The organism is uncultured Negativicoccus sp. (assembly GCF_902480485.1).
Lineage (GTDB): Bacteria > Bacillota > Negativicutes > Veillonellales > Negativicoccaceae > Negativicoccus > Negativicoccus succinicivorans.
The window spans coordinates 1-13,422 of record NZ_CABSTC010000036.1 but is presented as its reverse complement, the minus strand read 5'-3'; the positions used below and the strand labels follow the sequence as shown (position 1 = coordinate 13,422).

At 50.2% G+C, this 13,422-nt stretch carries 14 protein-coding genes, 1 other RNA gene and 1 other annotated feature; of the genes, 2 read left to right on the top strand and 13 right to left on the bottom strand.

Annotated elements, in window-relative coordinates; genetic code table 11:
- Window positions 1–850 (bottom strand): exonuclease subunit SbcD (locus tag RDN69_RS04180; protein ID WP_288218282.1); only part of this gene is annotated, 850 nt, incomplete at its 3' end.
- Between the two features lie 122 nt (window positions 851–972).
- Window positions 973–1,563: a hypothetical protein gene (locus RDN69_RS04175; RefSeq protein WP_024048400.1), complete on the bottom strand. Its 591-nt coding sequence runs from the start codon at window positions 1,561–1,563 to the stop codon at window positions 973–975.
- Between the two features lie 120 nt (window positions 1,564–1,683).
- On the opposite strand from RDN69_RS04175, the gene RDN69_RS04170 reads away from it, so the two are divergent.
- Window positions 1,684–3,219, top strand: coding sequence for a DEAD/DEAH box helicase (locus RDN69_RS04170; RefSeq protein WP_024048401.1), 1,536 nt, complete (start codon window positions 1,684–1,686; stop codon window positions 3,217–3,219).
- 38 nt (window positions 3,220–3,257) lie between these two features.
- On the opposite strand, the gene RDN69_RS04165 is transcribed toward RDN69_RS04170, so the two are convergent.
- The 11 genes from RDN69_RS04165 to cysE form a co-directional block, all read right to left on the bottom strand.
- A complete protein-coding gene (locus tag RDN69_RS04165; RefSeq protein WP_024048402.1) occupies window positions 3,258–4,034 on the bottom strand; it encodes an ATP-grasp domain-containing protein in 777 nt (258 codons plus the stop codon).
- A gap of 222 nt (window positions 4,035–4,256) precedes the next feature.
- Window positions 4,257–4,598, bottom strand: a transfer-messenger RNA (tmRNA) gene (gene ssrA / locus RDN69_RS04160).
- A gap of 39 nt (window positions 4,599–4,637) precedes the next feature.
- Window positions 4,638–5,102: an SsrA-binding protein SmpB gene (gene smpB / locus RDN69_RS04155; RefSeq protein ID WP_024048403.1), complete on the bottom strand. Its 465-nt coding sequence runs from the start codon at window positions 5,100–5,102 to the stop codon at window positions 4,638–4,640.
- Between the two features lie 14 nt (window positions 5,103–5,116).
- Window positions 5,117–7,213, bottom strand: coding sequence for a ribonuclease R (gene rnr / locus RDN69_RS04150; protein WP_024048404.1), 2,097 nt, complete (start codon window positions 7,211–7,213; stop codon window positions 5,117–5,119).
- Between the two features lie 42 nt (window positions 7,214–7,255).
- The gene (gene secG, locus RDN69_RS04145; RefSeq protein ID WP_024048405.1) at window positions 7,256–7,504 is read right to left on the bottom strand and encodes a preprotein translocase subunit SecG; all 249 of its coding nucleotides are present in this window, start codon (window positions 7,502–7,504) and stop codon (window positions 7,256–7,258) included.
- Window positions 7,505–7,512: 8 nt separating this feature from the next.
- Window positions 7,513–8,139 carry an RNA polymerase sporulation sigma factor SigH gene (sigH, locus tag RDN69_RS04140; RefSeq protein ID WP_024048406.1) on the bottom strand — a complete coding sequence of 209 codons (627 nt, stop codon included), beginning with the start codon at window positions 8,137–8,139 and terminating at the stop codon, window positions 7,513–7,515.
- 72 nt (window positions 8,140–8,211) lie between these two features.
- Window positions 8,212–8,742 (bottom strand): NYN domain-containing protein, encoded by a 531-nt coding sequence (locus RDN69_RS04135; protein WP_024048407.1) that lies wholly within the window; start codon window positions 8,740–8,742, stop codon window positions 8,212–8,214.
- On the bottom strand, window positions 8,735–9,526 hold the full coding sequence (gene rlmB / locus RDN69_RS04130) for a 23S rRNA (guanosine(2251)-2'-O)-methyltransferase RlmB (RefSeq protein WP_024048408.1): 792 nt from the start codon (window positions 9,524–9,526) through the stop codon (window positions 8,735–8,737). Before rlmB ends, RDN69_RS04135 begins: the two co-directional genes overlap by 8 nt.
- Entirely contained in the window at window positions 9,504–9,971 is a 468-nt protein-coding gene (locus RDN69_RS04125) for a Mini-ribonuclease 3 (protein ID WP_024048409.1), read from the bottom strand. Before RDN69_RS04125 ends, rlmB begins: the two co-directional genes overlap by 23 nt.
- Window positions 9,961–11,565, bottom strand: coding sequence for a cysteine--tRNA ligase (gene cysS / locus RDN69_RS04120; protein ID WP_024048410.1), 1,605 nt, complete (start codon window positions 11,563–11,565; stop codon window positions 9,961–9,963). The genes RDN69_RS04125 and cysS overlap by 11 nt, the downstream gene beginning before the upstream one ends.
- Complete coding sequence (cysE, locus tag RDN69_RS04115; protein ID WP_024048411.1) at window positions 11,552–12,232, bottom strand: serine O-acetyltransferase; 681 nt, start codon at window positions 12,230–12,232, stop codon at window positions 11,552–11,554. Before cysE ends, cysS begins: the two co-directional genes overlap by 14 nt.
- A 33-nt stretch (window positions 12,233–12,265) precedes the next feature.
- Window positions 12,266–12,474, bottom strand: a binding site (T-box leader).
- Window positions 12,475–12,896: 422 nt separating this feature from the next.
- Here cysE and RDN69_RS04110 point away from each other — a divergent pair.
- On the top strand, window positions 12,897–13,422 hold a 526-nt coding region (locus RDN69_RS04110; RefSeq protein ID WP_288218281.1), incomplete at its 3' end, for an HD-GYP domain-containing protein.

Below are 13,422 nucleotides of genomic sequence, written 5' to 3'. Positions count from 1 at the left end.
GAGAGCGAGACCATGGCTGAAAGTCTTGCAAGATCTGATCCGAACCACTTCTCGACTTGCGCAAGGTAACACTCTCCCGCTGCACCGCTCCCGCCGCATCAATCTCGACCAAATCAACGCTTTTCTGTTGCTCCGCCTCGTTGAAGGAATATTTTAGCAGAGAGCCGCTGTAACGTAATTTCCCCTCCGCCATAGTTTGCGGTCGGTGCAAATGTCCGAGCATCGTGTAGTGAAAATCTTGGAATGCATCCGTTCCTACCTGTGACGATCCGCCAACGGAAAGCGGCCGTTCCGAATCCGACGGACTGCCGCCGGCCACAAAGGCATGCGCCACGGCAATACGCCGGGCCGATGACGGTACCTGTTGTAACAGGCGCTCTGCCTGCACGCGAAATAAGCTGTCATAATCACGCACCTGCGGTTCATCGTATTTGATTCGTATCGTCGCCGGATCGGCAAACGCAAACGGGCAAAAATACACCGGTCCCGCCGCATCATGAAGCACAAGAGGCGCGGTATCAGCTTCTGCCATGCCGTAAATATAGACACCGCTTTCGCGCAAAAGCCGCGTCCCGTATGACAAGCGATCGGTGCTGTCGTGATTACCGCTGATCGCGATGAAAGGAATATCGGCGTAGCTTAATTCTGTTACCATATCATCCCACAAATGTACGGCCTCCGTAGGCGGCACTGCGCGGTCATAGATATCGCCCGCAACCACTACCGCGTCCGGTCGGTAGTCACGCACCAATGCGCTGAAATCCTGCAGCGTGTACGCCTGATCTTCCGTCAAGTAACGTTCATAAAAAATTCGTCCTAAATGCCAATCGGCCGTATGAATAATGCGCATAGCAGCTCCTTTAGTGTGTTTTTTTTATTATATCATCGAGGCTCTTTTACCGATGCGTGGGAATGATGAATACTTATGATTTACTAAAATACGATTATAAAAAATCCCCCGGAGGGGATTTTTTATGACAATGTTAAAACGATTGTCTCCAATAATCTTGTTTGTACTTCCGTTGCCGCGGACACTTTACCGTTGCGCTGATCATATGCCAACGCTTCCGTGTTCGGCAAAAGCAGCCGTGTTTTGTCATGGCTCCGATAGACCAAAAGGCGCTGCGGTATAGTAAGGGCAAGATCCGGATGTTCGCGCCACAATGATTCCGCTTTCGGGTCGTGGTACTCAATCATCCAAAAAGGATTGTTCTCATCCCCCATTGTGGTAACCGTCACCGCTGTATAACCGGCTTGCTCCAGCGCCGTTAACAGACAAGGCACCCATTTCTGCGGTTCGGTTTTAAGCGTCACTTCATACGCATTGCGACCGACGCGTTCGCCTTGCAAACCGGCTTGTTGTAAAATGGTAAAGCTTTTTTCAAACTGCGGGTAGCGCGTGTCATAACGATCTCTTTCACTCGGAATGTCGGTATAAATTCCACCGCTGACGCCGTGATGATGACCGAAACCGATGCCGATCCCGAAATTTACCGCGCCTGTTGTCATTGTTACACCAAAAGACAAACCAACCGCTAATACCAAATATTTCCACCGTCGCATCGTATCACCCCTTTGGAAAGTTTATATTTTCAGTATAGCACAAATTAATATATGAATTTATGCATGATTTTATCTCATCTCATGATATAATAGATATTTGATGAATAAAGGAGGAAATAGATGTTAGAAGAATTTATCAATTTGAAAATATCCAAACCGATTATTACCGCCCTGAATGAAATGGGTTTTGAAGAGCCGACACCGATCCAGCGCGAGGCCATTCCGATCGCTTTGAGCGGCCGTGATATGATCGGCCAGGCACAAACCGGTACGGGTAAAACAGCGGCATTCGGTATTCCGATGCTGGAACGTGTACCGGCCAAAGGGGAAGGTCCGTTTGCCCTTGTGCTGGCGCCGACACGTGAGCTTGCCATTCAATCGGCAGAAGAGATCAATCGCTTGGCGCAACACTTGCCGCACTGGGCATTGCCGATTTACGGCGGTCAGGACATGGGCCGTCAATTGCGCAGTCTTAACAAACGTCCGCCGATTATTGTTGCGACACCGGGCCGTCTGATGGATCACATGCAGCGCGGAACCATTTCACTCGACAATATCCGGCTCGTTGTGCTTGACGAAGCGGATGAAATGCTCAACATGGGCTTCATCGATGACATTAACAAAATCGTCAGCGCTACGCCGGAGGATCGGCAAACGCTGCTGTTCTCCGCCACGATGCCGAATGCCATTCGTGAATTGGCTGACAAATTTCTGACGGAACCGGAACATGTCACTATGAAGATGAAAGAAGTGACCATTGATCTGATTGACCAGGACTACATTGAAGTAGCGGAACGCCAGAAATTCGATGTACTCTGCCGCCTTTTGGATATGCAGGATCCGACGCTTGCGATTATTTTCGGCCGCACCAAACGGCGCGTCGATGAAGTAACCGAAGCATTAAAGAAACGCGGTTATACGGCGGAAGGTTTGCACGGTGACTTGTCGCAGGCGAAACGTGATAAAGTCATGCGTCAATTCCGTGAAAATACGATTGATCTTTTGGTCGCTACCGATGTGGCGGCGCGCGGTCTTGATATCAGCGGCGTAACGCATGTCTACAACTACGATATGCCGCAGGATCCGGAAAGCTACGTGCACCGCGTCGGACGTACCGGTCGCGCCGGTCAGGCCGGTTTGGCAACGACATTTGTCGTACCGCGCGAAATGGAACATTTGCGCGCGATCGAACATTTGATTCGTCGTCGTATTGCCCGTCGCGCTATTCCCAGTCTGTCTCAAGTTATTGAAAGCAACCGTAAAAATGCGTTGACCAATTTGGTGCGCACTGCGGAACAGGACAACTTGGACGGTTTCCATGCCTCTGCGGAGGAATTATTGCGTGAGTTGGATTCCGTTACATTGGTCGCGGCGGCGATTAAGTTACTGACGGAAGAACCGGACACTACGCCGGTCAACATCACGGCGGAACGTCCGCTCGCCCGCAAAAAAGGTAATTTTGCGCATCGCGGCCCGCGCTCGGGACAAAATCAGCGTAGCGGCGGAAAGCGCAATTTCAGTCGCGGCAAACGTCGCGAACGCAGTGATCGCAGTGATCGCAATGATCGTAACGACCGCGGCTACAAATCCACTTCGCGCAAAGGCGGCAAGAAAAAGAAATTCACCTCCGGTTTTGAACCGTACTTCCGTGATTGATTAATAAGCAATAAAAAAAGACGCTTGCGCGTCTTTTTTTATTGCTCCGCAGCGGATTCTGTATCGCTATCCTGCGTTTCTGTTTCCTTTTGATATTCCCTTGCCAAATCGGCTGTCAGCTCCTGCCAACGTGCCGTCAGAAGCTGCGCATAGGGTACCGGCGGCAAACCGTAATTTCCTAACCCGAAACCGTCGTTAACTTCCACCAGTAATGTGCGGCCTTCGCTGTCCACACCGAAATCGATGGCATAACCGCGCGGTGCGGAGTGGTACGCTGCGATCGCGCGCTGAATAATATCTACATCCGGCGTGATATCCCATTTACCTTTATACCAGAACATTCCGAGCGGCACTCCGTCGCAAACATAGACGCGCCACTCCGAAACAAATTCCACTTTTTCACTGCACCAAACGTCAATATCCGAAACAAAACCGCCGAGCTTTACCAAATCACTTGTTTCTTCCAGGACAGTGCCGATAAAGCGTTTCGTTTCTTTGCGCGGCTTGATAAATACGCGCCACAATGACGGATCATTCGTAATCGTAAAAAGCGTGGACGGCCAAATTTTCCGCCCGAGAAATTCCTGCAGTTCTTCCGGATAATCCAAATTCGGACATTCAATGTCCCAGCCCGTTAAGAGATCGTGCAAATCCTGTTCACTGCCGACAATGACCGTGGCCGGATCCACCGCTTGTAAGGCATGCACGGTGGTGTAAAAGTCCACATCTCCCAGTTGTTTGAACCCTTCATAGGCGATGTGCATATGATGGTCGTAGAGTAAACCGTCATGATTTTTGCGCAATAACGCTTTCATGCCGCTCTCCTTTCCTCTTGCACGCTTGTATAGTTTACCTGCCCGCAAAGGGAAGGTTTATATTCGAGTTTATTTTAGCATCTTTTGTGCTCTCACAAAAGTTTCGTAATAGCGATAAATAAAGAAACAATTCATTTACGTTGCCTCGATCCCGCAAAAGAATTGTTTCTTTCCATTTTTATCGATTTATCCTATGCCAAATACATTTGGCGTGTGATTGTATGGTGGAGACGAGGGGAGTCGAACCCCTGTCCAAAAGTATTGCCCTAACAACCGCTCCGGGTGCAGTTCATGATCGGGATTTCGCAGCGGCTTCGCTCATGAACAAGCCGACCGCCGCTAGACTGAAGAGTTTCCGCTAACGTGCGTCAGTCGCGCGCGTTAGCGTATCCTACCGGTTGACGCCGAGCTTATGCCGTAGGAAAACATAAGGCGGCGTGGCATTAAGCTGCCAGTGCAAATTCGTTGTTTGCGTGTAAGTTAAGTCCGGTGTTTAACGGGATGACCGGGATCCCGACCCGCTGTCATTAGCACAACTACTCCTGTCGAAACCAGTGCGTCCCCGAAGTAGTAAGTGTAGCATACCACAATCGTTTTGTTTGTTCAAGCATGCCGCGCGGCAAGGGCACGATCCATATCGCGCTTCGCACTTTTTTCCGCTAAGTCGCGGCGTTTATCATAATTCTTTTTACCGGTGCAAAGGCCCAATTTAACTTTCACTTTGCCACGCGACCAATATAACGAGAGCGGAATGAGCGTGTAACCCTTTTGCTGCACTTTGCCGAACAAGCGGTGGATCTCACTTTTATGCATCAAAAGCTTGCGGTTACGCAACGGGTCCTGATTGAACCGATTGCCCTGTTCGTAAGGGCTGATATGCACGTTGTAAAGCCACAGCTCGCCTTGATGTATCCTGACGAACCCGTCTTTTAAATTCACCTTGCCGGCACGCAGGGATTTAACTTCCGTTCCAAAAAGAGCAAGGCCGGCTTCGTACGTTTCGTGCACAAAGTAATCGTGTCTTGCCTTGCGGTTATCTGTAATTTGTCGTGTATTCTCGCGCGCCATATTTCCTCCGTTCCCTAGCGACGGCGGCGTTTGCCTCGTTTGCCTCGCTTACCGTTTTTATTTTTTAGTCGTTTCGCCTTGGCCAGCTTTTTCGCCGCTTTCGTCTTACTCTTGCCCTTATTGCGACTGCGGATGGCCGCCGATGCCTGTGCGACTTCTTCAAGCGAGTTAAATTCTCCGAGCAGGAAGTCGAGTGTGCGATGTTCGATATCGGCTTTCGCCAATGTCACGCGAACGGTATCACCCAACTGGAAAATCGTTTGTCCGCCATGATCTTTAAACGTATAATCCCGTTCCTCAAAATGGCCTTGCCCATTATCGATCACGTCGGTATGGACCAATCCCTCCGCGCCGTTATCCAGGGCGACAAATATACCGAAATTGGCAAGTCCTGTGACGGTCGCATCAAACGCTTCGCCGACAAACGGTGCCATGTATTCCGTCCGTTTCAAATCGTTGGTTTCACGTTCCGCTTCTACCGCTCTGCGTTCCGCCATCGAAGACTGCTCCGCCGCGCGCCCTAGCCATTGTTTATCGCGCGCCGGCTGCGATTTGCCCGCCAAAACTTCACGGACCAAACGGTGCACCACGAGATCCGGATAACGTCGAATCGGCGATGTGAAATGTGTGTAACATTCGGAGGCCAAACCGAAATGCCCCCAATTAACGATGTCATAATAGGCTTGCGGCAACGAACGCAGCGTCATTGTTTCAATAATCGGTTGGATGCCGTGTTCTTCGGCAACGGCCAACATTTTTTGAACGTCTTTCGGCTCTACTTCCGCGCCCAATTCAATCTGCACACCCCAAACCTGCAACAGGTTCAAAACCATTTGCAGTTTTTCTTTGTCCGGTGATTGGTGCACACGGAAAATGGCGACCCGATTTTCTTTCGAGATAAACTGTGCGATCGTTTCATTGGCCAACAACATAGCCTCTTCAACCATTTTTTCGGCAATGGTGCGGTCACGTTTGGCGATTTGGATCGGCTTACCCTCTTCATCCAGCAAGATTTTGAATTCAGGGAAATCAAAACTCAAAGCGCCGCGTTCCGTACGCATGCGAATCAAACGTTCCGCCAGTTCTTGCCAGGTTTTGAGCATCGTAAGATGTGGTTTTAAATTGTCCGGATAAATATCTTCCAACAGTGCTTTACGAACTTCCGCGTAGGTACACCGACGAGCACTTTTAATGATGCCGGGGCCTATTTTAGAGTTCACCACTTCGCCCGCTTTGTTGACTTCCATGACCACGGACATGGTATAGCGATCGACGCCTTCATTTAAGCTGCAGACACCGTTTGAAAGTACTTCCGGCAACATCGGAATAACGCGATCCGCCAAGTACACGCTGGTACCGCGGCGAAATGCTTCTTTATCCAATTCCGAACCGCGTTTCACATACCAGCTGACATCGGCGATATGAACGCCCAGCTCCCTATTGCCGTTGTCCAATGTGCGACAGTATACGGCATCGTCAAAATCTTTGGCATCCGCACCGTCGATCGTGATAATCGGCTGATCTCGGAAATCCATCCGATCCCCCGGTGTAATCGGTATTTTCGCAACTTGTTCCGCTTCGTCAAGAACTTCTTTCGGAAATATTTTGGGGATATGGTGGCTAGCGATAATCAAGCTGATATCCAACCCTTTATCGCCCTCGTAACCGAGCACTTCTTCGATAATGCCTTCTGCCATGCGCTTTGCTTCCGGCCATTTAGTGATGCGTACCAGCACCTTGGCACCGCTTTTGGCATCTTGCATTTGATCGGCGGGAATATAAATGTCCGCCCCCATGCGCTCATCGTCCGGCGTTACAACCGCAAAATTTTTCTGCAATTCAAATGTACCGACTACCGTTTCATTCGCGTGCGTGACGACCCGTACTACCTGCCCTTCGTACTTGCCGGCCTGTGATTTGCGTTCGAGCACTTCCACCTGTACGGTATCGTTGTGCATGGCATTACCGCGACGTTCTTTGCCGATATAAATATCTTCATGTTTATCGTCGGTAATCAAAAATCCGAAATTTGTAGCGTATCCTTTGTATACGCCCGTTACCATTTGTCCGGGACTGTATCCCTGCATTCGGTCAATCACTCGTTTTGCCATACGCCACCTCCGGAAACAAAAAGTCCGCCTTAGCGGACTTTGTTAGTACGTATTCAAGTATTTCACAAGCGCTAACGTAGTCAACGCGAAAACAATACCCAAAATAACGGTTAAGCGCGATAAAATCGCATCTTTGCCACGCGCTTTACCACCGAAGAAGGTATCTGCCGCGCCGCCGATAGAACTTCCCATACCGGCTGTCTTGCTTTCTTGCAGAACCACAACGGTAATCAATAATACCGCGATGATCATCTCTGCAAACATCAACGTCATCTTCAAAACAGTTTTCATCCTTTCCTTTAATGATTTCGAAAATATAATTCCATCTTACGCTTCATGCGCTGAATCGCATTATCTACTGTTTTTACCGGACGACCGATGCGTTGCGCAATCGTTTCATAAGAAAGTCCTCGCAAATAGTAGAGCAGCACCCGCAATTCCAGCTTGCTCAAAACGCGCGGCACCGCTTGTGAAAGCGATACCATCCACTCGTTACGTAAATAAATCGACTCGGGATCGCTGTCGTTGTCTGTTGCCAGCATCTCCAATAGCGGACGCCCGCCATCGTCTTCTTCAAACACCGATCGATTGAGAGATATATAGGAATTGAGCGGCTGGTGTTTATACCGAGTGGCTCCTTTGATCGCCGTCAGCATTTGCCGGGTAATACAGATATTGGCAAACGTTTTAAAGCTCGCACCGTATTTAGGGTCGTAATCGCGCGCCGCTTTAAACAGACCGATCATCGCTTCCTGCACCAAATCGTCGCTTTCCGCTCCGGCTAAAAAGTACGAGCGGGTCCTCAATTTGGCTAAGCCTCGATAGCGTTCAATAATCGCTTCCAGAGCCTCGGTGTCTCCTGCTTGGCTGCGGAGTACCAACTCTTCATCCGTCGGCATTTCCGACGAATACTCCGTCGCCTCCATGCGAACGCCTCCTCACCCAATATATACAAAATCATTATACTTAAATAAAACTAGCGGCGCAAGCACCGTAATTCATTTGCGGCGGCGCAGCCGTTCTAAAAAATCCCGCGCGTCGGGGCACAACTGCTCTACTAATGCGACGCGCTGTTTTTGCGTGAAGTTTGAATGTTCTTCTTTTTGCGCCTTTTTATCGGCACGTATGTCATGCATCAAATCCCGCACCGATTTACGGTACGCGCCGCTGCCGCTGACTTGCGACTGCTCCGGTCCGTCCGACGTCACCACATAGATGTAGCGGTAGTTATCACGCTGGCGAAAGGCTGCTTTTTCGATATAGCTGTCAGCAGTGGTTTTCGCCGTCGTATACACGATATGAAAACCGGGCGCACGTTCGATTATTTTGCTGGCATGCCCGATCTTTTTGCCATCAAATACTAAGACCACTTCGATCCCCGTGTGCTTTGCCAAATCGAGCAAGGTATCCGCTAAAAATTCCCGGGCGTGTTCCAGATCATCTTTTTCAAAGCGCCAATACACAGGATCGGCAAAAATCACGTTGTAGCCGTCCACCAGCCACAACGGTTTCAAATTGTATTCAGTCATGTTGGGACCGTTGTTGCCGCGCCGCCTCAAACATCATCAGCGCGCCGGCGACCGATACATTCAATGAGGATACTTTCCCCCACATCGGAATCTGTACCATGAAATCGCAATTTTCACGTACCAATCGCGAAATGCCCTTTCCTTCATTCCCCAGCACGATCACTATTTTGCCGCGCCAATCCGCTTCTGTGTACGTCAGATCACCGGCCATATCAGCGCCGCCTACCCAAAAGCCCGCTTGTTTCAGCGCCGTCAATGTTTGCACTACGTTGGTGACGCGTGCAATCGGCAGCCATTCCACCGCGCCGGCCGATGTTTTATGAACGACCTCAGTCACTGCCGCGCTGCGTCGCTCGGGAATAATGACGGCGGCCGCTCCCGCGCCGTCCGCGGAGCGAATGATCGCGCCGAGATTATGCGGATCTTCGACACCGTCCAAAAGTATGACCAACGCATTTTCCATGTTTTGCACCGTCGCCAGTACACTTTCCAATGTGGCGTATTCATACGGCGGTAATTCCACCACAATGCCTTGTTGTCGCACATCGGGCACCATTTGTTGTAAGGTTTTGGCATCCGTCTCATGAACGGCAATTCCCGCCTTACGCGCCGTTTCAACCAACGCTTTCACATCACCGCGCACCGGCGTCTGCACATAGAGCGCGCGAGCGCGCCCGCTGGCAATCGTCTCCACTGCGCCGCGACGGCCGGCTATGTAATGAGCGGAAGCATCGGTATGCTCACGACGTTTACCGCCGAACTTAGGTTTGGCTTTGGATCTCATGTCGCATTACCTCCTGCGCAATCGGCCAGGCCGTTTGTAAAAGTGTCTCCAGTCGCTCTTTTTGATCATGACGATAGCAATACCCAAGCAACGCTTCCCACGCTGTACTCTGTTGGTATTCGACAAGCGTCGCACTGGCGGGCGCATGGAGAGAAAGATTACGGGCGCGGCGGCAAAGATCCCGCTCTTCTTCTGTCAGCGTATCCCATAAAGTCCGTAATACCGCGCTTTGATTTTTCGCCGCCACCAAACGTGCCGCCAGATCATGCAGCACACGCGTTTTGGCAATTCCGGTCGCGGCGAGATGAGTACGCACAAAAACACTGTAAACGGCGTCACCGACGAACGCGTACGTCTGCAGATCCCACTCCTCCTCGGTCGTCGTCCCCTGCGCCAAACGCTCGATCGCTTCGTCACGCAGATATAAATATTGTTTAAATTTCACGACGATGCCACGTCGAACCTTCCGGTCCGTCTTCAACCACAATTCCGATCGCTGCCAATCGATCCCGCAGCAAGTCGGCGAATTGATATTTTTTCTCGGCGCGCGCTTGTTCACGCAGTGCCAAAACGGATTGCATCACAGCCTGGTAACGGGCTTCCGGCGCATGTTGCGGAGGTTCCGCTTCAAGTGCGACTCCGAGGGCATCAAATCGCTCAGTCATTTCTTGCGCCAGTTCCGGTAAATCTTCATTGATTGCCTGTTGGCGAACGCCGACGAGCATTTCCAGCAACTCTTTGAATTCGTTCTCGTCCACTTCCGGCTCTTCCCAGATTTGCGGCAAAATGCCGAGGACATCCATCATTTCATGCAAAACATCCAGTACCGTATTCAGCGCGCGGGCATCTTCGCCGTTATTGCCGGCAAGATAGATGTTCGTATTTTTCACCAACGTAAACATCGCGCCGATGGCCAGTGCTGTGTTGAAATCATCATTCATCGCGGCGATAAACGCGTGCCGTGCTTCAATCGCCGCCGTACGCAATTCCTGCGCGGTGAAATCTTCTTCCCGATGACCGCGATTGACCGCCTGCCGCAATTTTGCCACCGTTGCCGCCAGACGAGCCACCGTCCGCTCCGCCTCTTCCAAACGTTCGTCACTGAAGTCCAGCGGGCTGCGATAATGCGTGGAGATAAGGAAAAAGCGCAATGCGTCCGGACTGTATTTGGCCAAAATGTCTTTGACGAGAAAAAAATTACCCAGCGATTTACTCATTTTTTCCTGGTCAATCGTGATAAAGCCGTTATGCAGCCAGTAATTAACAAAAGCGTGACCTGTGCAGCCTTCCGACTGCGCAATTTCATTTTCATGGTGTGGGAAAATAAGATCGCTGCCGCCGCCGTGGAAATCAAATGTATCACCGAGATATTTAGTACTCATCGCGGAGCATTCGATGTGCCACCCCGGACGGCCTTTGCCCCATGGGCTGTCCCACGACGGTTCATCGGGTTTGGCCGCTTTCCACAAGGCAAAGTCTCCCGGATTGCGTTTTTCGTCATCGACGGCCACACGCGCGCCCGCCAGCATGTCTTCCACATTGCGACCGGAAAGTTTCCCGTACGGCGCAAATGTAGAGATGTCATAGTACACATCGCCGTGCAACGGATAGGCGTATCCTTTCGCAATCAGTCCTTCGATCATGCGAATAATGTCATCCATGTGCTCGGATACGCGCGGATAGCGATCCACCCGGCGAATATGCAGCGCATCCATCACTTCAAAATACGTCACGATAAATTGATCGGCAATATCGCTCCATTGCACGCCCGCCAGTTTCGACGCATTAATAATTTTGTCATCCACGTCCGTGAAATTTTGAATGTGTGTTACTTGGTAACCGCGATATTCCAAGTAACGATGAATCACATCCCAGGTCACAAACGGCCGCGCGTTGCCTATATGCGAATGATTGTACGGCGTGACACCGCACACATACATTTTCACTTCCCCGGGAGTAATCGGCGTAAATTCTTCTTTTTGCTTGGAAAGCGTATTATATACGTAAATATTTTTTAAATCCGTTTCATCGACTTGCATGGTTTTCCTCCAATTTTGCTAAACGTTCTTCCAAAAGTGCGACTTGCTCTTTCAAATTTGTTATTTTTTCTTTAATCGGATCCGGCAATTCGGAGTGATCCAAATCAACTTCCTCTTCATCGTTATCGATATGCAACGGGCTGATCCCTCGACTGGAAATCACTTGCCCCGGAATACCGACGACGGTGCTGTGCGGTGGTACCGGCTTAAGCACCACCGAACCGGCGCCTATTTTCGCACCTTCGCCTACGGTAAACGAACCGAGCACTTTGGCTCCGCAGGCAACTACTACGTAATCTTCAAGCGTCGGGTGGCGTTTGCCTTTTTCTTTCCCTGTGCCGCCCAAGGTTACCCCCTGGTAAAGTGTCACATTATCACCGACGACGGCCGTTTCACCGATCACCACCCCGCCGCCGTGATCAATGAAAACACCGTTACCGATCTGCGCGCCGGGGTGAATTTCAATACCCGTATAAAAACGCGCCCAATGGGACACCAAGCGCGCGATCAAAAAGCAGTCGTGCCGATACCACCAGTGCGATACACGATGCCACCACAATGCGTGCAAACCGGGGTAGCAAAAAATAACTTCCCAAAAGTTTTTTGCCGCAGGGTCGCGTGCGAACACAACGCGAATATCATTTTGACATTGTTGCAAAAAGTTCACTTGCCGCTCCTTTAAAATAAAAAAACCACCTGCTGCAGAGGCGTTTAAACGCGGTTCCACTCTGCTTTACAGATAGCTGTATCTCGATCGTCGTAACGGGACTTTACCGTTGCTGCGTACTCACCTTCTGCAGCACCACTCCGGGAGGCACTTCAACGTTGGTTGCCAAGCGAATTTACAGCCACGATCCGCTCTCTCTTGAGGCAACACCGACGTTTACTTTTTCCGTTCATCGTGTATTTTCAATATATTCCAGTTTAACGAAAAACGATGACTTTGTCAACTTGAAAACTGTTTATCGGCTGACCTGGTCTTTGCCCCCACACTCGCCTGCTGGAACTTTCGCTTCTCTCGTCACTATTCGTCCTCTCGGTTTTACCGGCAGGTCTTACTTCTAAGCCGCACCATGCTCAAAAACATTTTTGTTTTCTTACGTGGGGCGTTTTGCCTGCGACTGGCCTCGACTTGCAACCACAGACCCGTAAACAGTTTGCCTCATTTTACAAACCTGCTTGCAAAAAGTCAAGTTCAAAAAGTCGTTTCCCTTATATAAAATCGGCATACGAAAATCTCAGATTTTATCTCGTTTAAACCGAAAAAAAAGGGTATAATGAAATAAGGCTAAAAAAACATACTCTTTACATAAATGAGCAAGGGTGTTTGCATGTTTACCTTGAATTTAATGCATACGGCGGAAGTATACCAAAAAGATCGACGCGAATTGGGCCGAGTCATGGAGCCCATGCTTTTTTTGCTGCGCCAAAAAAGCCACCGACTCTACTCGCATTCCATTCAGGTCGCGCATTATGCGGCCAGCATTGCCGCTCAAATGGGTTTACCGGCCGCCGAAATCGAAACGATTCAATCGGCTGCTCTATTGCATGACATCGGGCTTTTGACATTGCCGACAGTGGCGTTGCACAAGATGCCTTTCTTGACGAGACGCGAACAAGCCCTATACAAAAAACATCCGGATCTCGGCAGCAATATGCTCGAAACGATTCCGGCTTGCCAGCATATTATTCCCTATATCCGACATCATCATGAACGCTGGGACGGCACCGGTTTTCCCAAACATCTGCGCGGCGTAAATATTCCTTTGGGTGCCCGCATCATTGCCGTTGCCGATTACTACGAACAAATCACCAATCCTTCGGCGGAAAATTGGGCGAAAACAAAACAGGAAGCGT